This window comes from Streptomyces sp. A012304 (assembly GCF_026008495.1).
Lineage (GTDB): Bacteria > Actinomycetota > Actinomycetes > Streptomycetales > Streptomycetaceae > Streptomyces.
In genome coordinates this window covers 15,100-36,314 of record NZ_BQUN01000120.1, presented here as the reverse complement: position 1 = coordinate 36,314, position 21,215 = coordinate 15,100, and the positions used below count along the sequence as shown (strand labels likewise).

Annotated in this window: 21 protein-coding genes; 13 read left to right on the top strand and 8 right to left on the bottom strand. The window is 72.5% G+C overall.

The window, feature by feature from the left end; translation table 11 throughout:
• Positions 1 to 9 precede the first annotated feature (9 nt).
• Complete coding sequence (locus ALMP_RS32225) at positions 10 to 1,488, top strand: glycoside hydrolase family 3 protein (protein WP_264934889.1); 1,479 nt, start codon at positions 10 to 12, stop codon at positions 1,486 to 1,488.
• 162 nt (positions 1,489 to 1,650) lie between these two features.
• Here the strand turns inward: ALMP_RS32225 and nagB are convergent, their stop codons facing one another.
• Positions 1,651 to 2,436, bottom strand: coding sequence for a glucosamine-6-phosphate deaminase (nagB, locus tag ALMP_RS32220; RefSeq protein ID WP_264934888.1), 786 nt, complete (start codon positions 2,434 to 2,436; stop codon positions 1,651 to 1,653).
• Positions 2,437 to 2,590: 154 nt separating this feature from the next.
• Between nagB and ALMP_RS32215 the strand changes: the two genes are divergently transcribed.
• Positions 2,591 to 3,214, top strand: coding sequence for a TetR/AcrR family transcriptional regulator (locus tag ALMP_RS32215; RefSeq protein WP_264934887.1), 624 nt, complete (start codon positions 2,591 to 2,593; stop codon positions 3,212 to 3,214).
• A 376-nt stretch (positions 3,215 to 3,590) separates the two neighbouring features.
• Positions 3,591 to 5,057 (top strand): sensor histidine kinase, encoded by a 1,467-nt coding sequence (locus ALMP_RS32210; RefSeq protein WP_264934959.1) that lies wholly within the window; start codon positions 3,591 to 3,593, stop codon positions 5,055 to 5,057.
• A gap of 160 nt (positions 5,058 to 5,217) precedes the next feature.
• Here the strand turns inward: ALMP_RS32210 and ALMP_RS32205 are convergent, their stop codons facing one another.
• Both ALMP_RS32205 and ALMP_RS32200 read right to left on the bottom strand, forming a co-directional pair.
• Positions 5,218 to 5,475, bottom strand: coding sequence for a WhiB family transcriptional regulator (locus ALMP_RS32205; RefSeq protein WP_016639615.1), 258 nt, complete (start codon positions 5,473 to 5,475; stop codon positions 5,218 to 5,220).
• Between the two features lie 319 nt (positions 5,476 to 5,794).
• Positions 5,795 to 6,763 carry a diacylglycerol kinase family protein gene (locus tag ALMP_RS32200; protein ID WP_264934851.1) on the bottom strand — a complete coding sequence of 323 codons (969 nt, stop codon included), beginning with the start codon at positions 6,761 to 6,763 and terminating at the stop codon, positions 5,795 to 5,797.
• Positions 6,764 to 6,869: 106 nt separating this feature from the next.
• Between ALMP_RS32200 and ALMP_RS32195 the strand changes: the two genes are divergently transcribed.
• A complete protein-coding gene (locus ALMP_RS32195; protein ID WP_264934849.1) occupies positions 6,870 to 7,322 on the top strand; it encodes a hypothetical protein in 453 nt (150 codons plus the stop codon).
• A gap of 21 nt (positions 7,323 to 7,343) precedes the next feature.
• Here the strand turns inward: ALMP_RS32195 and ALMP_RS32190 are convergent, their stop codons facing one another.
• The 3 genes from ALMP_RS32190 to ALMP_RS32180 form a co-directional block, all read right to left on the bottom strand.
• On the bottom strand, positions 7,344 to 8,423 hold the full coding sequence (locus ALMP_RS32190) for an RNA polymerase sigma factor SigF (RefSeq protein WP_375803555.1): 1,080 nt from the start codon (positions 8,421 to 8,423) through the stop codon (positions 7,344 to 7,346).
• A gap of 17 nt (positions 8,424 to 8,440) precedes the next feature.
• Entirely contained in the window at positions 8,441 to 8,854 is a 414-nt protein-coding gene (locus ALMP_RS32185) for an anti-sigma regulatory factor (RefSeq protein ID WP_264934845.1), read from the bottom strand.
• Positions 8,855 to 9,125: 271 nt separating this feature from the next.
• Positions 9,126 to 9,386, bottom strand: coding sequence for a UBP-type zinc finger domain-containing protein (locus tag ALMP_RS32180; protein ID WP_264934843.1), 261 nt, complete (start codon positions 9,384 to 9,386; stop codon positions 9,126 to 9,128).
• Positions 9,387 to 9,446: 60 nt separating this feature from the next.
• On the opposite strand from ALMP_RS32180, the gene ALMP_RS32175 reads away from it, so the two are divergent.
• Complete coding sequence (locus ALMP_RS32175; RefSeq protein WP_264934842.1) at positions 9,447 to 11,045, top strand: Na+/H+ antiporter; 1,599 nt, start codon at positions 9,447 to 9,449, stop codon at positions 11,043 to 11,045.
• A 13-nt stretch (positions 11,046 to 11,058) separates the two neighbouring features.
• Here the strand turns inward: ALMP_RS32175 and ALMP_RS32170 are convergent, their stop codons facing one another.
• Positions 11,059 to 11,949: a 1-aminocyclopropane-1-carboxylate deaminase/D-cysteine desulfhydrase gene (locus ALMP_RS32170; protein WP_264934840.1), complete on the bottom strand. Its 891-nt coding sequence runs from the start codon at positions 11,947 to 11,949 to the stop codon at positions 11,059 to 11,061.
• Between the two features lie 172 nt (positions 11,950 to 12,121).
• Between ALMP_RS32170 and ALMP_RS32165 the strand changes: the two genes are divergently transcribed.
• The 4 genes from ALMP_RS32165 to ALMP_RS32150 all read left to right on the top strand — a co-directional run bounded on the left by ALMP_RS32165 (position 12,122) and on the right by ALMP_RS32150 (position 15,895).
• Complete coding sequence (locus tag ALMP_RS32165; protein ID WP_264934838.1) at positions 12,122 to 13,528, top strand: family 2B encapsulin nanocompartment shell protein; 1,407 nt, start codon at positions 12,122 to 12,124, stop codon at positions 13,526 to 13,528.
• A 112-nt stretch (positions 13,529 to 13,640) separates the two neighbouring features.
• Complete coding sequence (locus ALMP_RS32160) at positions 13,641 to 14,762, top strand: family 2 encapsulin nanocompartment cargo protein polyprenyl transferase (protein ID WP_264934836.1); 1,122 nt, start codon at positions 13,641 to 13,643, stop codon at positions 14,760 to 14,762.
• A 257-nt stretch (positions 14,763 to 15,019) separates the two neighbouring features.
• Positions 15,020 to 15,607: a dihydrofolate reductase family protein gene (locus ALMP_RS32155; protein ID WP_264934834.1), complete on the top strand. Its 588-nt coding sequence runs from the start codon at positions 15,020 to 15,022 to the stop codon at positions 15,605 to 15,607.
• 18 nt (positions 15,608 to 15,625) lie between these two features.
• Positions 15,626 to 15,895 (top strand): hypothetical protein, encoded by a 270-nt coding sequence (locus tag ALMP_RS32150; protein WP_264934832.1) that lies wholly within the window; start codon positions 15,626 to 15,628, stop codon positions 15,893 to 15,895.
• 81 nt (positions 15,896 to 15,976) lie between these two features.
• On the opposite strand, the gene ALMP_RS32145 is transcribed toward ALMP_RS32150, so the two are convergent.
• Entirely contained in the window at positions 15,977 to 16,729 is a 753-nt protein-coding gene (locus ALMP_RS32145; protein ID WP_264934830.1) for a VOC family protein, read from the bottom strand.
• A gap of 136 nt (positions 16,730 to 16,865) precedes the next feature.
• Between ALMP_RS32145 and ALMP_RS32140 the strand changes: the two genes are divergently transcribed.
• The 4 genes from ALMP_RS32140 (at position 16,866) to ALMP_RS32125 (ending at position 21,091) form a co-directional block, all read left to right on the top strand.
• Positions 16,866 to 18,020: an inorganic phosphate transporter gene (locus ALMP_RS32140; RefSeq protein WP_264934828.1), complete on the top strand. Its 1,155-nt coding sequence runs from the start codon at positions 16,866 to 16,868 to the stop codon at positions 18,018 to 18,020.
• Between the two features lie 18 nt (positions 18,021 to 18,038).
• Positions 18,039 to 18,272, top strand: coding sequence for a hypothetical protein (locus tag ALMP_RS32135; RefSeq protein ID WP_264934826.1), 234 nt, complete (start codon positions 18,039 to 18,041; stop codon positions 18,270 to 18,272).
• A gap of 234 nt (positions 18,273 to 18,506) precedes the next feature.
• The gene (locus ALMP_RS32130) at positions 18,507 to 20,291 is read left to right on the top strand and encodes a histidinol-phosphate aminotransferase family protein (protein ID WP_264934824.1); all 1,785 of its coding nucleotides are present in this window, start codon (positions 18,507 to 18,509) and stop codon (positions 20,289 to 20,291) included.
• On the top strand, positions 20,288 to 21,091 hold the full coding sequence (locus ALMP_RS32125) for a phosphatidate cytidylyltransferase (protein WP_264934822.1): 804 nt from the start codon (positions 20,288 to 20,290) through the stop codon (positions 21,089 to 21,091). The genes ALMP_RS32130 and ALMP_RS32125 overlap by 4 nt, the downstream gene beginning before the upstream one ends.
• Positions 21,092 to 21,215: the final 124 nt, after the last annotated feature.

Here is a 21,215-nt window from a genome sequence, read left to right as displayed (position 1 = left end):
CGCCCTCCGATGACGACACTCGCCAGCGGCACCGACACGCTGACGCGGGACGCCCTGACGGTCCTCCAGCCCGGCTTCCCCGGCACCACCGCCCCCGACTGGCTGCTGCGCCGGCTCGGTGAGGGCCTCGCCTCGGTCGGCCTGTTCGGCCGCAACATCGCCTCCTCCGAGCAACTGGCGGCCCTGACCGCCCAGTTGCGCGCCGAACGCGACGACGTGCTGGTCGCCATCGACGAGGAGGGCGGGGACGTGACCCGCCTGGAGGTGCGCACCGGCTCCAGCTTCCCCGGCAACCACGCCCTGGGCGCGGTCGACGACACCGAGCTGACCAGGGAGGTCGCCGCGGAACTGGGCCGCCGGCTCGCCGCCTGCGGGGTGAACTTCAACTGGGCCCCGTCGGCGGACGTGAACTCCAATCCCGCCAACCCGATCATCGGCGTCCGCTCCTTCGGCGCCGACCCCGCCCTGGTCGCCCGGCACACCGCCGCCTATGTCACCGGCCTCCAGTCGGCGGGCGTCGCCGCCTGCACCAAGCACTTCCCGGGCCACGGCGACACGGCCGTCGACTCCCACCTCGCCCTGCCCCGCATCGACGCCGGCCCCGAGGTCCTGGCGGCGCGCGAACTGGCGCCCTTCCGCGCCGCGATCGCCGCCGGCACCCGGGCCGTGATGAGCGCCCACATCCTCGTCCCCGCCCTCGACCCCGACCGCCCGGCAACGTTGTCCCGCCGCGTCCTGACCGACCTCCTGCGCGGCGACCTCGGCTACGACGGCCTGATCGTCACCGACGGCATGGAGATGCGGGCCATCGCCGCCACGTACGGCATCGAGCGCGGCAGCGTCCTCGCCATCGCGGCCGGCGCCGACGCCATCTGCGTGGGCGGCGGCCTCGCCGACGACGAGACGGTACGCCGGCTGCGCGACGCCCTGGTCTCCGCCGTCCGCGCGGGCGACCTCGCCGAGGAGCGCCTGGCGGACGCGGCCCAGCGGGTACGGGCCCTGGCCCACTGGACGGCCTCGCGCACGCCCGCCGCCGGCGGCCCCCGCCCCGACATCGGCCTCGCCGCCGCCCGCCGTGCCCTCCGGGTCACGGGCGAGGACGTCACCCCGCTCACCGAGGCGCCCTACGTCGTCGCCCTCACCCCGGCCGCCAGCATTGCCGTCGGCGACGAGACGCCCTGGGGCGTGGCCGCGGAGCTCTCCCGCCTGCTGCCCGGCACCGAGACCGGCAGCTTCACCGGCGACGGAGCGGGCCACGCGGCGCTGCGGGCGGCCGGTGACCGCCGTGTCGTCGCCGTCGTCCGCGACGAACACCGCCACCCCTGGATGGCGCGGGCCCTCGACACCCTGCTGACCGCCCGTCCGGACACCGTCGTCGTGGAGACGGGCGTCCCCCAGGCCCCCGCCCGGGGCGCCCTCCACCTGGCCACCCACGGCGCGTCCCGCGCCTGCGGCCGGGCGGCGGCGGAGGTCCTCACGGGCCGGTGACGGCCGCAAGGGGGCGGAGGCGCTCACGGGCCGGTGACGGCCGCGCGGCGGCGCCGGGTCCTGAGGGGAGGGGCCCGGCGCCTCGCCGTCTCCGCCGCCGCCACGACGAAGGCGCCGGGCCTCCGTGAGGAGCGCCCGGCGCCTTCGTTCCGGCTCCGCGGTTCAGATGCCCTGCCAGGCCGGCTTGTTGGCGTAGGTGTGGCGGAAGTAGTCCGCGAGCTTCAGCTCGGCGGCGGCGGGCTCGTCGACGACGACCGTCGCGTGCGGGTGGAGCTGGAGGGCCGAGGCGGGGCAGACGGCCGCCACCGGGCCCTCCACGGTCGCCGCGACCGCGTCCGCCTTGCCCTCGCCCGTGGCGAGCAGCACCAGGTGCCGCGCCTCCAGGATCGTGCCGATGCCCTGCGTGATGACGTGGTGCGGGACCTGCTCGATGTCGCCGTCGAAGAAGCGCGCGTTGTCCACCCGGGTCTGCTGGGTGAGCGTCTTGATCCGCGTCCGGGAGGCGAGCGACGAGCACGGCTCGTTGAAGCCGATGTGCCCGTCGGTGCCGATGCCGAGCAGTTGCAGGTCGACGCCCCCCGCCTCGGCCAGCGCCGCGTCGTAGGCCTCGCACGCCCCCTGCACGTCCTCGGCGGTGCCGTCCGGGCCGAGGAACGCGTCCATGCCGATGCCGAGCGGCTCCAGCACCTCGCGCCGCAGCACCGAACGGTAGGACTCCGGATGGTCGGCGGGCAGCCCGACGTACTCGTCGAGCTGGGCGATCCGCGCCCGCGAGGTGTCCACGGCACCGGAGCGCACCTTGCCCGCCAGCGCCTCGTAGACGGGCAGCGGGGTGGAACCGGTGGCCACGCCGAGCAGGGCGTCGGGCTTGCGCCGCAGGAGTCGCGCCATGGCCTCGGCGATGAGTTCGCCACCCGACCTGGCGTCCGGAACGATGACAACTTCCACGCTGGCCTGCCGATCAGAGAAGTGGTTTAGACCAATCTAACAGAACCGGCCCAGGTCGGCCGAGTGTGGCCGCCCGCGATTTCCGACCTTTCGCGCCCCTGTCACCCGCCCTTCACCGCCGGATTTCTCTAGCATTCGCTATAAAATGTCCGCCATGGTGAGCACCGAGGAATCCCGCCCGCGCGGCCGCCCCCGCTCCTTCGACCGCGCGGCCGCTCTGGAGAAGGCCGTCATGGCCTTCTGGGAGCACGGCTACGAGGCCACCTCCGTCTCCGACCTCACCCGCCTCATGGGCATCGGTGCCCCCAGCCTGTACGCCGCCTTCGGTGACAAGCGCGCCCTCTTCGAGGAGGCCGTCGCCGCCTACGACACGACGTACGGCTCCTTCGCGCGCCGCGCGCTGGAGGAGGAGCCGACCGCCCGCTGCGCCGTCCGACGCCTGCTGACCGAGGCCGCCACCGAGTTCACCGCGCCCGGCCACCCGCACGGCTGCCTGGTCATCCACGCCGCCGCCAACTGCTCGACCCCCGAGGTGGAGGACGCGCTGCGCCGGCAGCGCAACGCGAGCCTCGCCGCCATCGAGAGCCGTGTCCGCGCCGGCCTCGCGGCGGGCGAGCTGCCCCCGGACACCGACGCCGCCGCCCTCGCCCGGCTGGTCGGCGCCGTCTTCCAGGGCATGTCGCAACAGGCCCGTGACGGGGCGAGCCGGGAAGAGCTGGCCGCGGTCGCCGAAATTGCCCTGTCCATCTGGCCCCGCACAGGAACCCACACAGGCTAGGCTGCGTGGTGGACGACCATACGTCCGAAGAGGTGACCGGGCCCGGGTCGACCGGCTCGGGAACTGACAACAACGAACAGCCTCCGACGCATGGACACATGGAGTGGTCTAGTCCACAATGCGTGTGTAGCCGTGCGAAGAAGCACCACCACACTTCCGCCCTCCCCGCACAGGAAGGCGGACCGAGGATCCGGAGCTCTCTGCCCTGACTGCCCCGGCTCCTCACCTTCGGCCGAGACCGGGACCGCACACCCCGCGGCCGATATTGCTCCGGGCTGCGGTGCCGGGAGGGTTGAGGGTCCCTCCCAGGCGCCGCGGCCCGCGGGTGTTTTTCGGACACCTCCCATGCCCCGGGTACGCTCGCAGCGTGCCCTCCATGAACGAACTCGTACGCCAGCACACCGCCCTCGGTGACTCCGACCTCGAGTGGCTGCACCTGCTGGTCTCGGAGTGGCAGCTGCTCTCCGACCTCTCCTTCGCCGACCTCGTCCTGTGGGTCCCCACCCGCGACGGCACCCGTTACGTCTCCGTCGCCCAGATGCGCCCCAACACCGGCCCCACCTCCTACCAGGACGACATGGTCGGCCACCTCGTCCCGCGCGGCCGCCGCCCCCTGCTGGACGCCGCCCTCGACGAGGGCCGCATCGTGCGCGAGGGCGACCCGGAGTGGCGCGAAGAGGTCCCCGTCCGCGTCGAGTCCATCCCCGTACGGCGCGAGGGCCGCGTCCTGGGCGTCATCGCCCGCAACACCAACCTGCTCACCGTGCGCACCCCGAGCCGCCTGGAGCTGACCTACCTCCAGAGCGCCTCCGACCTCGCCCAGATGATCGCGGCCGGCGCCTTCCCCTTCGCCAACCAGCAGATGGACATGGACGCCGCCCCCCGGGTCGGCGACGGCCTCATCCGCCTCGACGCGGACGGCATCGTCCAGTACGCCTCCCCGAACGCCCTGTCCGCCTACCACCGCATGGGCCTCGCCTCGGACCTGGTCGGCCAGCACCTCGGCCGGATCACCGCCGAACTCGCCCCCACCCGGGGCCCGGTGGACGAGGCACTCGCCAAGGTCGCCAGCGGCTGGGCCCCCCGCGAGTTCGAGATCGAGGCCAACGACGGCGTCATCCAGTTCCGCGCCATCCCGCTCAAGCCCAAGGGCACCCGCATCGGCTCGCTCGTGCTGCTCCGCGACGTCACCGAACTGCGCCGCCGCGAACGCGAGTTGATCACCAAGGACGCGACCATCCGGGAGATCCACCACCGGGTGAAGAACAACCTCCAGACGGTCGCCGCCCTGCTGCGCCTCCAGGCCCGCCGCATCGAGTCCGAGCGCGGCCGGGAGGCCCTGGAGGAGGCGGTCCGCCGTGTCGGCTCGATCGCCATCGTCCATGAGACGCTGTCCCAGAACCTGGACGAGCGGGTGGAGTTCGACGAGATCGCCGACCGTGTGCTGGCGATGGTCGCCGAGATCTCCCCGGGCAAGGTCACCGGCCGGCGCACCGGACGCTTCGGCATCCTCGACGCCGAGGTCGCCACCCCGCTGTCCATGGTGCTGACCGAGATCCTCCAGAACGCCCTGGAACACGGTTTCCGTGAGGGCGACACCGGCACGGTCGAGGTCACCGCGGTGCGCGGCGGCACGACGAGGGAGGCCCGCCTCCTGGTGACCGTCCAGGACGACGGCGTCGGCCTGCCCGAGGGCTTCGACCCGCACACCTCGGGCAACCTCGGCCTGCAGATCGTACGGACGCTGGTGGAGGGGGAGTTGGGGGGAACCTTCGACATGGTCCGGGCGCCGGAGCGCGGTACGCAGGTGATCCTGGACATCCCGGTACGGTCCCAGAAATAGACAGCAAGAAGCCCCGGACCGTTCAGGGGTCCGGGGCTCAACATGCTCGTTGCCAGCGTGTGCTGCGCATCGGGGGTACTGCGCGCTGCGGCTCGGGGGCGGGAGATGCGTACTCGCTGTACGCGCCGCCAAGCTCAGGCTGTGTGCGGGGTGGGTGTTGTCAGGCGGAGGCCTGACGGGCCCGGTTGCGAGCGGCGCGGCGCTTCATGGCGCGGCGCTCGTCCTCGCTGAGACCACCCCAGACGCCGGAGTCCTGGCCGGACTCGAGCGCCCACTGCAGGCACTGCTCCATAACCGGGCAGCGACGGCAGACGGCCTTGGCTTCCTCGATCTGCAGCAGCGCAGGACCGGTGTTGCCGATGGGGAAGAAGAGCTCGGGGTCTTCCTCGCGGCAAACGGCGTTGTGACGCCAGTCCATGGCTGCTACCTCTCCTTGGTATTACATGCAGGTTGCTTGTGAATGTGAACGCTTTCACGAATCCCTCAACAAGTGAAGGGCCACCAGCCAGGTTCCCTGGCGTGGTCCTGTGAGTTGAAGAGGGGTTCCGGTGATCCGTGGATGCCGGTGTTGCGGGCTGTCCCGATCGCCACGTAGAGACTCGCAAACCTCAGCGGCGGATACAACCCCTTCCGGAAAGTTTTTTTTGATTCCTCGGTGTCGACTAGGTCACAGCCGTACTTCCATGGGGTGGATCCTGGCCTAAACGTTCGAGTGAAAGGACTTTAGCCTCTTCTGCTCACACAATCACACGCAGTGCACGGCGTACGCCTGTGAACGTCACGCTGGTGCGCAGCCCGAGGTGGTCACCGTCCATCTGGAGGGGCAGCGGCACCTTCGAATGCAAGGTGAACTGGGTCAGGTCGTGCAGTGAGACGGCATGCCTGCCATGGGGTCCCCGCTGGGGGGACGAAGTGAGCAACTGGGTGCCATACCGGGCAACCGCGGCGGTGGACAGACGGCTGAGACCCAGTACGTCGAGCCCCGTATCGAACGAGGCCTTAGGCGACGCGTACACCGGGCGATTGCCCAGATAGGTCCACGGAGCCGTGTTGCAGATGATGGACAGCACCAAATCGGTCACCGGGTCGGCGTCCGGCCGCTCCAGGGTGATCGAACCGTGCCGGCGGTGCGGCTCGCCCAGCAGTTGCCGCATGGCCTGCCGGAGGTAAAGAGCGTGTGTGGATTTCCTGCCCCGCTCGCGGTGCTGTTCGACCCGGCCGACGACCCCCGCGTCGAAACCGAGCCCGGCGTTGAAGGTGAACCAGCGCGAGGGGACGGCCTCGTCCTCCGTGCCCGGCGTGCCCGAGGTCAGTCCGAGTCCGACCGTGCGCTCACGGCCCTCGCGCAGGGCGTCCAGCAGGGCGCCGGTGGCCTCCACCGGGTCGTTGGGCAGGCCCAGGGCGCGGGCGAAGACATTGGTGGAACCGCCGGGGACCACGGCGAGGCCGGGCAGGTGCTCGGGGTCCGGGCCGGCGTGCAGCAGGCCGTTGACGACCTCGTTGATGGTGCCGTCGCCGCCGAGCGCCACGACCAGGTCGACGTCCTCGCTCTGCGCCGCCTGACGGCCCAGGTCGCGAGCGTGCCCGCGGTACTCGGTGGTGACCGCCTCGAGCTTCATCTCGCTCGCGAGCGCGTGGATCAGAACGTCACGCGTCCGTGCACTGGTAGTGGTTGCTGCCGGATTGACCACGAGAAGTGCACGCATGGACCGCAGCGTACCTACTGGGGGGTACCGGGCACAGACCGAGGTAGGGATCGGGTAAGACATCTCACGTCCGGTCGGTGGTCCGGGCGGGGGCTACCCTTCTGGCGTGAGCAGTGAGCAGACTCCCGCCGTCCCGGACCCCGCAGGCCCCCGTCCGCGGCGACTGACGTACGCCGCCGCGCTGACCGGTCTGGAAGGACTGGCGCTGGTCGTCGGCGGGGTGTGGATGCTCGCCCTCGGAGTGGGCGGGGACCCCGACGACCGGCAGCAGGCCGTCACCGGCGGGGTCACGCTGATCGTGCTCGCGCTGCTGCCGCTGCTGGCCGCGCGCGGGCTGCTCGGGCGCCGCGGCTGGAGCCGAGGGCCGGCCGTGATCACGCAGATCATGGCGCTGCCGGTCGCCTACAACCTGCTCCAGGCCGACAGTGTGGCCATCCCGGCGGGCATCGCGCTCGCGGTCGTCGCCGTCACCGCGCTCGTCCTGATCGTCAACGGCGAGACGACGCGGGCCCTCGGGATCCGGGGGCCGGGCAACGCCGATACCGGCGCCCGGAAGTAGCGGTCTCCCCGGACCCGGCCGTCACTCCTCGACGAGCAGCTTCTCCCGCAGCTGTGCCAGCGTCCGCGCCAGCAGACGCGAGACGTGCATCTGCGAGATGCCGACCTCCTGCGCGATCTGCGACTGGGTCATGTTGCCGAAGAACCGCAGCAGCAGGATCCGCTTCTCGCGCGGCGGGAGGTCCTCCAGCAGCGGCTTGAGCGACTCCCGGTACTCGACGCCCTCCAGCGCCTCGTCCTCCGCGCCGAGCGTGTCGGCGACCGCCGGGGACTCGTCGTCGGTGTCGGGGACGTCCAGCGACAGCGTGGAGTACGCGTTGGCGGACTCCAGGCCCTCCAGGACCTCCTCCTCCGAGATCGCCAGCTTCTCCGCGAGCTCATGGACGGTGGGGGAGCGGCCGTGCAGCTGCGAGAGCTCGGCCGTCGCCGTCGTCAGCGACAGACGCAGCTCCTGGAGCCTGCGCGGCACCCGCACCGCCCAGCCCTTGTCGCGGAAGTGCCGTTTGATCTCACCGACGACGGTCGGGGTCGCGTACGTCGAGAACTCCACGCCCCGGTCGGGGTCGAAACGGTCCACCGACTTGATCAGACCGATCGTGGCGACCTGCGTCAGGTCGTCCAGCGGCTCGCCGCGGTTGCGGAAGCGGCGCGCGAGGTGCTCGACGAGCGGCAGGTGCATCCGGACCAGCTGGTTGCGCAGCTCCGCGTACTCCGTGCTGCCCTCCCGCAGCGTACGCAGCTCGACGAACATCGCCCGCGCCCCACTGCGGTCCTGCGGTTCGTGCTGCGTGGCCGGCACGCCCCGCACTCCCTGGTCGTCGTCTCGCTCGTGCTCGCTCATCGTCCCGCCCGTCGCCCTCTGTCGAGCCCTCACCTCGGCCCGGCCCTGGGTGCCCCCGATCCGCCTCTCCCGAGGCGAGCCCTGCACGGCGCTCTCCGAGGAGCCGGCCTCGGCGGAGGCCGATGTGCCCTCCGGATGCGGCCGGGCCTGCTCGGGAATGCCGTCGATGCCGTCCGCCATGCGCCGGGAACCGCTCGCGCAGCCCGGTTCCCCGGCGCTCTCGGCCGGCCGCCCCTTGGTGCCGCGCTCTTCGTCCCGCACCGGCCCGTCCCCGTTCCTCACGCCGGCCCGGGTCCCGCGCCGCGTTGTTTGTAGAGGCTGATCGAAACGGTTTTGTCCTCGTCCACGGCGGAGGAGACCTTGCCGGCCAGCGCCGACAGCACGGTCCAGGCGAAGGTGTCCCGCGAGGGCGCGTGGCCGTCGGTGGTCGGCGCCGAGACGGTGACCTCCAGCGAGTCGTCGACCAGGCGGAAGACACAACTGAGCACCGAGCCGGGCACGGCCTGCTGGAGCAGGATCGCGCAGGCCTCGTCCACCGCGATGCGCAGGTCCTCGATCTCGTCCAGGGTGAAGTCCAAACGGGCCGCGAGGCCGGCCGTGGCCGTCCGCAGCACCGACAGGTAGGCACCCGCAGCCGGCAGCCGGACTTCCACGAAGTCCTGGCCCGCGGGCTCGCCTGCGATCTGGGACACCCTCACCTCCAAGGTGGTACAAGCTTTTCGGGGCCGAGGGTCGCCCCCCGGGGTAACGCGTGTGTGGTGCAGCGGTGACGCTATCGCGCTCGCATCCGTCCTGTCCCCGGGACCCCAGCCCCCTGGTGTCACTCACAGTAAAGCTGTGAACACGCTCCGTGTCTAGGGGGTCTGTGGAACCAAATAGGGGAGACGGCGCGCCGGGTTGACGTACCCAGGCGTCAGATGCTCGAACCGTACCCGCTGGACGGCCTCACCGTCCTCGGGTGGCTCATACGAGGACGTGGTCGACGAAGCACCACCGCCAGCTCTCGCCGGGTTCGAAGGTCCGCATGACCGGGTGGCCGGAGTCCTTGTGGTGCTCGGTGGCGTGGCGACCCGGCGAGGAGTCGCAGCAGCCGACGTGGCCGCACGTCAGACACAGCCGCAGTTGCACCGGGTGGGTGCCGTCCCGCGCGCACTCCGGACAGGTCTCGCTGAGCGGACCTGGCTCGGGGTACGGCAGCGCGTCGGCGTGCGTGCACTGTTTCATGATTGCCAGATTACGACGCGCGTGCGGACGGCCGCGCGGAAAAACGAGGGTGGGCGGGACATGGACGTGATGCCACTGCTGTTGCTGGTGGCGGGCAGCGCGGCGATCGCCGGGGCCGCCCGGCGCACCCCCGTGCCGGCGCCGCTGCTGCTGGTCGCCGCGGGCCTGGCCGTGTCGTACCTCCCCGGGGTCCCCGACTACACCCTCGACCCCGAGGTCGTCCTGCCGCTGCTGCTGCCCCCGCTGCTGTACACGTCGGCCACCGACAGCTCCTACCTGGACCTGCGCGCCCAGCTGCGGCCCGTGGCGTTGCTGTCGGTCGGGTACGTGCTGTTCGCGACGGTCGTCGTCGGCTGGGCCGCCCACCTGCTCGTCCCCGGGCTGCCGCTGACGGCGGCGCTGGTGCTGGGCGCGGTGGTGGCGCCGCCGGACGCGGTCGCGGCGACGGCGGTGGCGCGCAGGGTCGGCCTGCCGTCGAAGATCACCACCATCCTCCAGGGCGAGTCGCTGCTCAACGACGCCACCGCGATCACCGCCTACAAGGTCGCCCTCGCGGTCGTCGTCGGCGAGGGCGCCTCCTGGGCCGGCGGCATCGAGGAGTTCCTGGTGGCGGCGGTCGGCGGCACCGCCGTGGGTCTGATCCTGATGGCCCCCCTGCACTGGCTGCGCACGCACCTCAAGGAGCCGCTGCTCCAGAACACCCTCTCCCTGCTCATCCCGTTCGTCGCCTACTCCGCCGCCGAGCAGTTCCACGCCTCCGGGGTCATCGCCGTGGTCGTCGTCGCCCTCTACCTCGGCCACCGCGCGTGGGAGGTCGACTTCGCCACCCGTCTCCAGGAGGAGGCGGTGTGGAAGATGGTCGCCTTCGTCCTGGAGTCGGCGGTCTTCGCCCTGATCGGCCTGCAACTGCCGGTCGTCCTCAGAGGCCTCGGCGCCTACGAGGGCGTCGACGCCGCCTGGTACGCGCTGGCCCTCTTCGCCGTGGTCGTCGCGGTCCGCTTCCTGTGGGTGTACCCGGCGACCTTCCTGCCGCGCCTGCTGTCCAGGCGCGTCCGCGCGCGTGAGGACGACCCGACCTGGCGCGGACCGGTCGTCATCGGGTGGGCCGGCATGCGCGGCGTCGTCTCGCTCGCCATCGCCTTCTCCATCCCGCTCACCGTCGACCACGGCGCGGAGCCCTTCCCGCACCGCAACCTCATCCTCTTCCTGACCTTCACCACCGTCATCGGCACCCTGGTCGTGCAGGGCCTGACGCTGCCGCCGCTGATCCGGCTGCTGAAGTTCCCCGATCCCGACCCGCGGGCCGCCACCCTCGCCGAGGCCAACGCGCAGGCCCAGGCCTCCCGGGTCGCCGAGGAGCGCCTCGACGCCCTCCTCGACGACGAGCGCAACGCCCTGCCGCCGCCCCTCGCCGACCGTCTGCGCACGGTCCTGGAACGCCGCCGCAACGCCGTCTGGGAACGCCTCGGCCAGACCAACCCGGTCACCGGCGAGACCGTCGACGACACCTACCGCCGTCTGGCCCGCGAGATGATCAGCGCCGAACGCGAGGTCTTCGTCCGTCTCCGCGACGGCCGCCACATCGACGACGAGATGCTGCGCACCCTGCTGCGCCGGCTGGACCTGGAGGAGGCGGCCGCGTACCGGGAGGCGGAATGAGACGGTCCGGCCGTCAGAACGGAGCCCCCGTGATCACGGCCGCCACCCTGGTTCCCGGCGCGAAGGCGCCTTCGCCGGCCAGGGTGACGAGCCCGTGGAGCATCTTGGCGACGTAGAGGCGTTCCACCGGCAGTCCGTGGCGCTGCTCGAAGTCCGCCGCGAAGGAGTCGAGTTCCGGGGTGGTGCGGGCGTACCCGCCGCAGTGGAAGCGCTCGTCGAGCGACCAGCTCCCGGCCGGCCCGCCGAAGGCCTCCGTCTGGAGCGCCCGCACGGCCTCGCCGAGGAAGCCGCCCTTGAGGACCGGTACGCCCAGTGCCCGCTGACCGGGGGCGAGCCCGGCGGCCAGGCCGGCCAGGGTGCCGCCGGTGCCGCAGGCGAGCGCCACCACGTCGGCGTGGCCGCGCAGCTCCTCGCCGAGCGCCCGGCAGCCGAGGACGGCCGCCGCGTTGCTGCCGCCCTCGGGGACGAGGTACGCGTCCTCGGCGCCGGCCGCGCGCAGGACGGCCCGGAGCGTGCCGGGCTCGGTCTTGCGGCGGTACGTCGACCGGTCGACGAAGTGCAGTCGCATGCCGTCGGCCGCGCACCGGGCGAGGGAGGGGTTCAGCGGGCGCTCCGCCAGTTCGTCGCCGCGCACCACGCCGACGGTGGGCAGGCCCAGCAGCCGGCCGGCGGCCGCCGTGGCCCGCAGGTGGTTGGAGTACGCCCCGCCGAAGGTGACGACCGGCCGCCCGGCCGCCGCCCGCAGGTTGGGCGCCAGCTTGCGCCACTTGTTGCCGATCAGCTCCGGATGGACCAGGTCGTCCCGCTTGAGCAGCAACCGTACGCCGCGTCGCGCGAACCGCTCGTCGGCCACCTCCTGGAGCGGGGAGGGCAGACGCGGGCGCAGGGCGGCGGGGTCGGTCACCAGGCCATTGTCGAACACTGTTCGGTGCGAAAGAACGCTCTGCCCAGCCCGCGATGATCCATTCCCGCTCTTTCGGGTAATAGCACGAGCACGCCGCGCGATGGAAGGGTGGCGCGTGAACAGTGCACCGGCGCAGTACGGCGCCCGTGTATGACTGGGAGGGCGTTTCTCTATGTCGGTAGGCGAAGAGGTCCGCACGGAGTCGGGCAGGGCGCAGCAGAGCCTCGGCACCGCGGCCGCGCGGAACCTGGCCACCACCACCAAGTCCGTGCCGCAGATGCAGGAGATCAGCTCCCGCTGGCTGCTGCGGAATCTGCCCTGGGTGGACGTGCAGGGCGGTACGTACCGGGTGAACCGGCGGCTGACGTACGCGGTCGGCGACGGCCGGGTCACGTTCGTCAAGACCGGTGACCGCGTCGAGGTGATCCCCGCCGAGCTGGGCGAGCTGCCCGCGCTGCGTTCGTACGAGGACGAGGAGGTGCTCGGGGAGCTGGCCCAGCGCTGCCGGCAGCGGGAGTACGGGCCGGGCGAGGTCATCGCCTCCTTCGGCAGCCAGACGGACGAGGTCTACCTGCTGGCCCACGGCAGGGTCGAGAAGGTCGGCACCGGCCCCTACGGCGACGACCAGGTCCTCGGAGTCCTCGCGGACGGCGCCTACTTCGGTGACCAGGCGCTGCTCGACGCCGACGCCATCTGGGAGTACACCGCCCGCGCGGACACGGCCTGCACGGTGCTGATCCTGGCCCGGCAGGACGTCGAGCAGGTGGCGGAGCGCGCCGACTCCCTGCGCGAGCACCTCCGGTCGCTGCGCTCGGTCCCCGAGCAGCGCACCAACAAGTACGGCGAGAAGGCGGTCGACCTGGCCTCCGGCCACTCCGGCGAGCCGGACATCCCGCACACGTTCGTCGACTACGAGGCCCGCCCTCGCGAATACGAACTGAGCATCGCCCAGACCGTGCTGCGCATCCACTCGCGCGTGGCCGACCTCTACAACCAGCCCATGAACCAGACCGAGCAGCAGCTGCGGCTGACGGTGGAGGCGCTGAAGGAGCGCCAGGAGCACGAGCTGGTCAACAACCGGGAGTTCGGGCTGCTCCACAACTGCGAGTACGACCAGCGGATCCAGCCGCACGACGGCGTGCCCGGCCCCGACGACCTGGACGAACTCCTCAGCCGGCGGCGCGGCACCAAGATGCTGCTGGCGCACCCGCGCGCGATCTCCGCGATCGGCCGCGAGCTGAACAAGCGGGGACTCGTCCCGGAGACCATCGACGTCGGCGGCAACCGGATCCCCACCTGGCGCGGCGTGCCGATCTACCCGTGCAACAAGATCCCGGTCACCGAGGCCCGCACCAGCTCGATCATCGCGATGCGTCTCGGCGAGCAGGACCAGGGCGTCATCGGCCTGCGCCAGTCGGGCATCCCCGACGAGATCGAGCCCAGCCTGTCCGTGCGGTTCATGGGCATCAACGAACAGGCCATCATCAAGTACCTGGTCACGGCCTACTACTCGGCGGCCGTGCTGGTGCCGGACGCGCTGGGCGTCCTGGAGAACGTCGAGATCGGCCGCTGGCGGTGACCTCGCCCGTGCGCACGCCGTGTCCCCGCCCGCCCGGGCGGGTACACCCCCGGGGAACCCGCCCGGTCGCGGCACTGCCGCCGCCGGGCGCGGACCCTGCGAGGGGGACTCCATGACCGACTTCGCGACGGAGACCAGGCCGCACCCGGAGGGGACGACGGAAAGGCGGGGGCCCATCGGGAACCAGACCGACAGCGGACCGGGAGCGCTCGACGGGCAGGAGGCCGCGGTGATCCTGGAGGACACCCGGGCGTCGGTCGACCCCGCCCTGCGCACGGCACTCGACGCGGTGCCCGGCTCCATGCGCCGGATCGCGCGCTACCACTTCGGCTGGGAGCACGCCGACGGGACACCGGCCACGGGCAACGCGGGCAAGGCGATCCGCCCGGCGCTCGTCCTCGCCTCGGCCGCCGCCCTCGGCGGTCCCGCGGCCCGGACGGCGGCCGTCCGGGCCGCCGCCGCGGTGGAGCTCGTCCACAACTTCACGCTGCTGCACGACGACGTGATGGACCGCGACACCACCCGCCGGCACCGCCCCACCGCCTGGACGGTGTTCGGTGACGCCGACGCCATCCTCGCCGGTGACGCCCTCCAGGCGCTGGCCCTCGGGCTGCTCGCGGAGGACCCGCACCCGGCGTCCCCGGCGGCCGCCGCCCGGCTCGCGGCCTGTGTGGTCGAGCTGTGCGCCGGCCAGCACGCCGACACGGCCCTGGAGAAACGGGGCCCGGCCGAGGTCACGCTCGACGAGGTGCTCGCCATGGCCGAGGCGAAGACGGGCGCGCTGCTCGGCTGCGCCTGCGCCCTCGGCGCGCTGTACGCGGGGGTGCCCGCGCAGGACGTCGACGCCCTGGACGCGTTCGGCCGGCAGGCCGGGCTCGCCTTCCAGCTCATCGACGACGTCATCGGCATATGGGGCGACCCGCGGCGCACCGGCAAGCCGGCCGGCGCGGACCTGGCCGCCCGCAAGAAGTCCCTGCCGGTGGTCGCCGCGCTGGTCTCCGGCACCCCGGCCGCCGCGGAACTGGCCGAGCTGTACGGGCTGCCGTACGCGCCCGGCGACCTGGAGCGCACCACTCTGGCCGTCGAGCGGGCCGGGGGCCGGGCGTGGGCGCAGGAGCAGGCGGCCGACCGGATGGCCCTGGCGATGTCCGAGCTGGCCCGGGCGGTGCCGGACCCGGAGACGGCGGGCGGGCTGCTGTCCCTGGCGGAGTTCGTGACGCGGCGCACCACCTGAGTCCCGGCACCCGACCACATCGAGACCCCGGAACCCCCGGACCCCGCGGCCCCTGACTCCGCGCGATCACCGGGGGTTCCGGCCGTGCCGGGCCCCGCGCGGTCCCTCCGTACGCGCGGGGCCCGCCGCGCGTACCGGAGCCCTTTCTCTCACTTGTCGCCGATCGCGGAACGGATCTCGAATTCCCTTGCGACCACTCCAGCCGGAGTACTACAACTGGAGTGGTTCAGAGACCGGTCACAGGGAAAGAGACCCGCTTGCGCAAGCTCACCTACTTCGTCGCCTGCTCCATCGACGGCTTCATCGGAGACCCCGACGGAGACGCCTCGTCGATGTTCGCCTACCTGGACGAGGAGTTCCTCACCTTCCTCACCTCGACCTACCCCGACACCATCTCGGCCCCAGGGCGCGAGCAACTGGGCGTCAAGGACGCGGAGAACCCCAACTTCGACACGGTGATCCAGGGCCGGGGCAGCTACCAGATCGGCCTCGACGCCGGCCTCACCAGCCCCTACGGTCATCTCCGCGAGATCGTCGCCTCCCGCAGCCTCGGCACCTCGCCCGACCCGAACGTCGAGGTGATCGACGGCGACCTCGTCGCCCGCGTCCGCGAGCTGAAGGCGGAGGACGGCAAGCTCGGCATCTGGCTCTGCGGCGGCTCGCAGGTCGCCGGTGAGCTGCTCGACGAGGTCGACGAGCTGGTCATCAAGACGTATCCGCAGGTGTACGGCTCCGGTATGCCGATGTTCGGCGGCACCGGGTTCTCCGTGTCCGACTTCTCCCTGGAGTCGGTACGCACCTTCTCCAACGGGGTGCTGGTCCGTGTCTACGCACGCAAGCGCTGACGGGCCTACCCTGGTGACATGGACAGGGAACACCATGTCTGTCCCTCCTGCGGGCAGCCCGTAGACACCGTCGTCCGACGCCACAAGACGCTGGGCGCCTGGGTTCCGCGCTGGGTCGCGGGCCCCTGTCACAACCCGGACTGCGAGGCGTACGTCGAGCCCGGCGCCGAGCAGCACGGCCACCCCGGACAGCACGGCCACCCCGAGCAGCACGCCCATGAGCCGGAACAGCAGGACCGTCCCGGCTCGGCCGAGGAGGCCGACACCCCCGCCGCCCCCACCTCCTGAGGTGAGGCGCTGGCGTGCCCCCGCCTGCCCGACGGGCGATGCCGCGGGCGGCCACTACGTCCAGTGCCTCTACGCCAGGGCCTAGGCGTCCGGCGTCGGCAGCCCGCCCGTCCGCGGGTCGCGGCCGGTCAGGCAGTACAGGCCGCCCGCCGGGTCGCGCAGCACCGTCCACTGGGAGCGGACGGCTTCGACCCGTGCGCCGAGCCGCTCGTGGTGGGCGCGCACGGCGTCGATGTCCGGGCCGCAGGCCAGGTCGAGGTGGGCGCGGACGGGACGTTCGTCGTCCAGCCGCTGGAGCAGGACGCGCATCGGCAGGCCCGGCGGCGGCGCGAGCACATGGAACTCGGGCAGGGCTCCCGGCCGGGACGTCCACTGCGGCAACAGGGCGCTCCAGAAGGCGACTTCGGCGTCGTACCCGGACGGCGGGACGTCCACGCAGACCTGGTCCAGGCGGCTGCCGGCCACGACGGACGGCCGAACCGCCTCGCCGTGCCAGGGGACCACGCAGAACAACTGGCCGGCGGGGGAGCGCAGGACGGTCCAGCCGTCGTGCGCGGCGGCGGTCCGCGCGCCCAGGCCGAGCGCCGACGCCACGAAGGCGGGCACATCCTCGACGCACAGGTCGAGATGCGCGCCGCCCGGTCCGTCGGCGACCGCCTGGGCCTTCACACAGGCGTCCGCGCCCTGCGGCAGCAGAGTGGTGAACTCGCCCTTGTCACCCCTCGGTTCGGACAGCCGGGTGTCGGTGACGGCGGTCCAGAAGGCGCAGGCCCGCTCGAAACCCTCGGCGGGCCGGTCCACGAAGGCGTACGTCCAGCGGATGCGGAGACTCATGGGGGACAGCGTAGGACGGGCCGACGGCCGGCTAGCCGTCAGGCAGGTGCGCTCTCCCTCACTCTTGCGCGTGTTCCTGGCACGAGCTTTGCCTGTGGTTGGCCCGGGATTGGCCTGGGCTTGTTTGCATGGGGGAATGGATCACATTACGTTCCTGGTGGCGGTGGTCATCGTCACCGCGTTGGTCTTCGACTTCACCAACGGGTTCCACGACACGGCCAACGCGATGGCCACCTCGATCGCCACCGGAGCGCTCAAACCGAGAACAGCCGTCCTGATCAGCGGAATTCTGAACGTCGTCGGCGCCTTCCTGTCCACCGAGGTCGCCAGGACGATTTCCGGCGGCATCGTGGACGACACCCTGGTCACCCCAGGGATGATCTTCGCGGGGCTGGTCGGAGCGATTCTGTGGAATTTGCTGACCTGGCTGGTGGGACTGCCGTCGAGCTCCTCCCACGCGCTGTTCGGCGGGCTGATCGGCGCCGTGTGGGTGGGGGCCGGCGAGCACGGCGTGCACTTCGACAAGGTCGTCGAGAAGGTGCTGATCCCGGCCGTGGCCTCGCCGCTGGTGGCGGGCCTGGCGGCGCTCGTCGCGACGTACCTCGCCTACCGGCTGACCGCCCGGGCCCGTGAGACGTCGGTGACGAAGGGCTTCCGGATCGGGCAGATCGCCTCCGCCTCGCTGGTCTCCCTCGCGCACGGCACGAACGACGCGCAGAAGACGATGGGCGTCATCACGCTCACCCTGATCTCGGCGGGCGCGCTCGGCCATGACGCCGGTCCGCCGCTGTGGGTGATCGCCTCCGCGGGCCTCGCCATCGGCCTCGGCACCTACCTGGGCGGCTGGCGGATCATCCGCACGATGGGCAAGGGCCTGACGGAGATCCGGTCGCCGCAGGGCTTCGCCGCCGAGACGGCCGCCACGACCGTCATCCTCACCTCCGCCCACCTCGGCTTCGCCCTGTCCACCACACAGGTCGCCTCGGGCAGCATCCTCGGCGCGGGCCTGGGCCGACGGCTCGCCGAGGTGCGCTGGGGCGTCGCGGGCCGCATGGTGATCGCCTGGCTGATCACCCTGCCCGCGGCGGCGCTGGTCGGCGGCCTCGCGGCGAGCGTGGTCACGCACGGCGGGGACACCGGCACGGCGGTCGTGGCGCTGGCCGGTGCCGCGCTCGCGGGCGGCATCGTCCTGGCCTCCCGCCGCAACCCGGTGAGCGCGCACAACGTCAACGACACCCATGAAGTCACCCTCCGCACCGCGCCGCCGACGCCCGTCGGCGAGGCCGCCTGAGAGACGGGAGCCCCTCCCATGCAACTGGACTGGAGCGCACTCGGCCAGGTCGCCGCGGTGAGCCTCGGCGTCACCGTCGCGGTGGTCGTCGTCTTCGCCCTCGGCGTGCTGGGCCTCGCCCGGGTCGAGGACGCCCGGGACACCTCGGGCACCACCTCCGCCGCGGGCCTCGCCCAGGCGGGCCTGTGCTTCCTCGCCTGCGCGGCGGTGGTGGCGTACGGGATCTGTCTGATCGTGCCGCAGTTCCACTGACCTGCCGGACGGCGACGCGCAGGGCCCCTCCTGGCACAACGCGGCAGGACGCTGAAGCCCGCACCCGCGTTCACCGCCGACAGGACGGCGACGGACGGGGGCGGCCGCGCCGCAGGAGTCCTCGAGAGCACCCGCCTGAGTACGCGTACTCAGAGCCACTGCGTCGCTCGGCGCTGCCGCGGCCGGTCCGGGGTTACCGACGATAGGGGGCATCCCACGTCGAGAGAGGTGCTCATGGGCCCTGACCTGCTGCAGCTGCGTACCGCCACCGCGGAGGATCTCCAGTGGATCCACGAACTGCGCCACCGGGTGTACGCACAGGAGCTGGGCCAGCACGCGCCCGACCCGTCCGGGCGGCTGCGCGACGGGCTGGACGGAGACAACGTCTACCTGGTCGCGGCGCGCGGAACGGCCCGCATCGGCTTCGTCAGCCTGACCCCGCCCTGGCTGGGGCGGTACGCGCTGGACAAGTACCTGACCCGCGACGAACTGCCGCTGCTGAGCGACGACGACGTGTTCGAGGTGCGCGTCCTCACCGTCGAACCGCACTGGCGGGCCACCGCGGCGGCATCCCTGCTGATGTACGCCGCGCTGCGCTGGGTCGCCGCCCGGGGCGGTCGGCGGGTCGTGGCGATGGGCCGTACCGAGCTGCTCGACCTGTACCGGGCCGTCGGCCTGCGTCCGGTCGGCCGTACGGTGCACAGCGGCGCCGTGACCTTCGAGGTGCTGACCGGAGACGTGAGCGAACTGACGAGGCGGGCGATGGAACGCCACGGCAGCACGCTGGAGCGGCTGCGGTCCGCCGTGGACTGGAGGCTGGACATGGCGTTCGCTCCCCGCCCCGACGGCTGCGAACACGGCGGCGCCTCGTTCACCGCCATCGGCACCGACTTCCGTACCCTGCGCCGCCGGCACGAGGTGGTGACGGCCGATGTGCTGGACGCCTGGTTCCCGCCGGCCCCCGGGGTGCGGGCGGCGCTCGCGGAGGACCCGGCCTGGGCCGCCCGCACCTCGCCGCCGGCCGGTGCCGAGGGCCTGCTGTCGGAGATCGCCGCGGCCAGGGCGCTGCCGGCGGACACGCTCGCGGTCGGCGCCGGTTCCTCCGACCTGATTTTCAGGGCGTTCGGCCGGTGGCTGACCCCGCAGAGCAGAGTGCTGCTGACCGACCCCTGCTACGGCGAGTACGCCCATGTCACGGAGCGGGTCATCGGATGCCGGGTGGACCGGTTCCCGCTGCGCCGCGAGGACGGCTGGCGGATCGATCCGGACCGGCTGTCCGCCGTCGTCGGGTCCGGCCGCTACGACCTCGTGGTGGTGGTCAACCCGAACAACCCGACCGGGCGCCACGCGCCGGCCGAGGAGCTGCGCTCGCTGATCGCCACCGCTCCGGAGCGCACCCGCTGGTGGATCGACGAGGCCTACCTGGGCTATGTCGGCCCGGCCGAGTCGCTCGCCGCCCTCGCCGCCACGGATCCGAGGGTGGTCGTCTGCACCTCCCTGTCCAAGATGTACGCGCTGTCCGGCATGCGGGCCGCGTACCTGGTGGCCGAGCCGGCCACCGCGGCGGAGCTGCGCCGACGGACACCGCCCTGGCAGATCAGCCTCCCGGCCCAGCTGGCCGCCGTGGCGGCCCTGCGCGACCCGGCGTACTACGGCGACCGCTGGCTGCGCACCCACGCGCTGCGCCGGCGGCTGGCCACCGACCTGGCCGGGCTGGACGAGGCCGTGGAGGTGGAGGAGTCCGTGGCGAACTTCCTCACCCTGACCCTGCCGCCGGGCGGGCCCAGCGCCGCGCAACTGGTGCGCGAGTGCCGCCGTCACGACGTGTACCTGCGCGACCTGTCGCCGCTGTCGCCGCGCTACCAGGGGCGGACCGTGCGCGTCGCGGTCCGGGACACCGCCGAGAACGCCCGCATCGTGGCCGCCTGCCGGGCCGCCCTGGACATCCTGCGGCCGGTCTCTGAGTCGTCCCCCGCGCCGTCCGCCGTGGCCGTTCCGGTCGCCGGACCCGCTCGATGACCACTGTGGCCTCCCTGGCGCCCTACCTCGGCGGGGCACTGGCGCTCGGCGGGGTCGCGGTGGTGGCGTCCCGGCGACGTGAGCTGATGATCCGGTGGTGCGCCTGGGCGGTCGGAGTGCCCCTGGTCACCGCGGCGTTCTGGTGGGGCCGCCCGGGCGCCGCCGCTGTCGCCGTCGTCGTCGGGGTGATCGCGGTACTGGAGTACGGCGGGCTGATGCGGCTGGGGTGGCCCGACCGGATCGTGCTGGCCGCGGCGGTGACAGCGGTGGTGCTGGCGGCGTGGCTGGCGCCCGGACAGGTGCTCCGGGTGGTCGCGGCCGGGGCGCTCGCGGTGGCCGCGGTACCGCTTCTGACGGGGGATGCCGTCGACGGCGGGCGCCGGCTCGGCGCCGGTCTGCTCGGGCTGGCCTGGCTGGGTGTCCTGGCCGCGCTGGTGCCGCTCGGGGCGAGCGGGCTGGCGCTGTTCGCCGCGGTCTCGATCGCCGACATCGTGGCGTACTTCGCCGGTCGACGGCTCGGCGGGCCGCGACTGTCGCCGCTGTCCCCGGCCAAGCGGTGGAGCGGAACCCTGGCCGGTGCCGCGGCCGGTCTCGGCGTCCTCGCCGTGCTGTCCGCGCTGAGCTGGCCGACGGCGGTCGCGGTGGCGGTCGGCGGCCCGGCCGGCGACCTCCTCGAATCCATGATCAAAAGAGGGGCGCGGGCCAAGGACGCCGGCCGCTGGCTCCCCGGCTCCGGCGGCCTGCTGGACCGGATCGACTCACTGCTCCTCGCACTGGCCGTACTGCTGGTCCTGAGCTGACCCGCACGCTCAGCGGGAACAAGACCGCACCCGGCCGCTCGAGGACACCGCGCTGGGCGGTCTGCGGGCCGGGTGCGGGCAGGGAGAACTGGCTACGAAAAAAGATCGCAGGTCAGAAGGCGGA

Coding starts and splice junctions, on each gene's coding strand:
- ALMP_RS32225 (WP_264934889.1), top strand. CDS start 10: ATGACGACACTCGCCAGCGGCACCGACACGCTGACGCGGGACGCCCTG.
- ALMP_RS32215 (WP_264934887.1), top strand. CDS start 2,591: ATGGTGAGCACCGAGGAATCCCGCCCGCGCGGCCGCCCCCGCTCCTTC.
- ALMP_RS32210 (WP_264934959.1), top strand. CDS start 3,591: ATGAACGAACTCGTACGCCAGCACACCGCCCTCGGTGACTCCGACCTC.
- ALMP_RS32205 (WP_016639615.1), bottom strand. CDS start 5,475: ATGGACTGGCGTCACAACGCCGTTTGCCGCGAGGAAGACCCCGAGCTC.
- ALMP_RS32200 (WP_264934851.1), bottom strand. CDS start 6,763: ATGCGTGCACTTCTCGTGGTCAATCCGGCAGCAACCACTACCAGTGCA.
- ALMP_RS32180 (WP_264934843.1), bottom strand. CDS start 9,386: ATGAAACAGTGCACGCACGCCGACGCGCTGCCGTACCCCGAGCCAGGT.
- ALMP_RS32175 (WP_264934842.1), top strand. CDS start 9,447: ATGGACGTGATGCCACTGCTGTTGCTGGTGGCGGGCAGCGCGGCGATC.
- ALMP_RS32165 (WP_264934838.1), top strand. CDS start 12,122: ATGTCGGTAGGCGAAGAGGTCCGCACGGAGTCGGGCAGGGCGCAGCAG.
- ALMP_RS32160 (WP_264934836.1), top strand. CDS start 13,641: ATGACCGACTTCGCGACGGAGACCAGGCCGCACCCGGAGGGGACGACG.
- ALMP_RS32150 (WP_264934832.1), top strand. CDS start 15,626: ATGGACAGGGAACACCATGTCTGTCCCTCCTGCGGGCAGCCCGTAGAC.
- ALMP_RS32145 (WP_264934830.1), bottom strand. CDS start 16,729: ATGAGTCTCCGCATCCGCTGGACGTACGCCTTCGTGGACCGGCCCGCC.
- ALMP_RS32140 (WP_264934828.1), top strand. CDS start 16,866: ATGGATCACATTACGTTCCTGGTGGCGGTGGTCATCGTCACCGCGTTG.
- ALMP_RS32135 (WP_264934826.1), top strand. CDS start 18,039: ATGCAACTGGACTGGAGCGCACTCGGCCAGGTCGCCGCGGTGAGCCTC.
- ALMP_RS32130 (WP_264934824.1), top strand. CDS start 18,507: ATGGGCCCTGACCTGCTGCAGCTGCGTACCGCCACCGCGGAGGATCTC.
- ALMP_RS32125 (WP_264934822.1), top strand. CDS start 20,288: ATGACCACTGTGGCCTCCCTGGCGCCCTACCTCGGCGGGGCACTGGCG.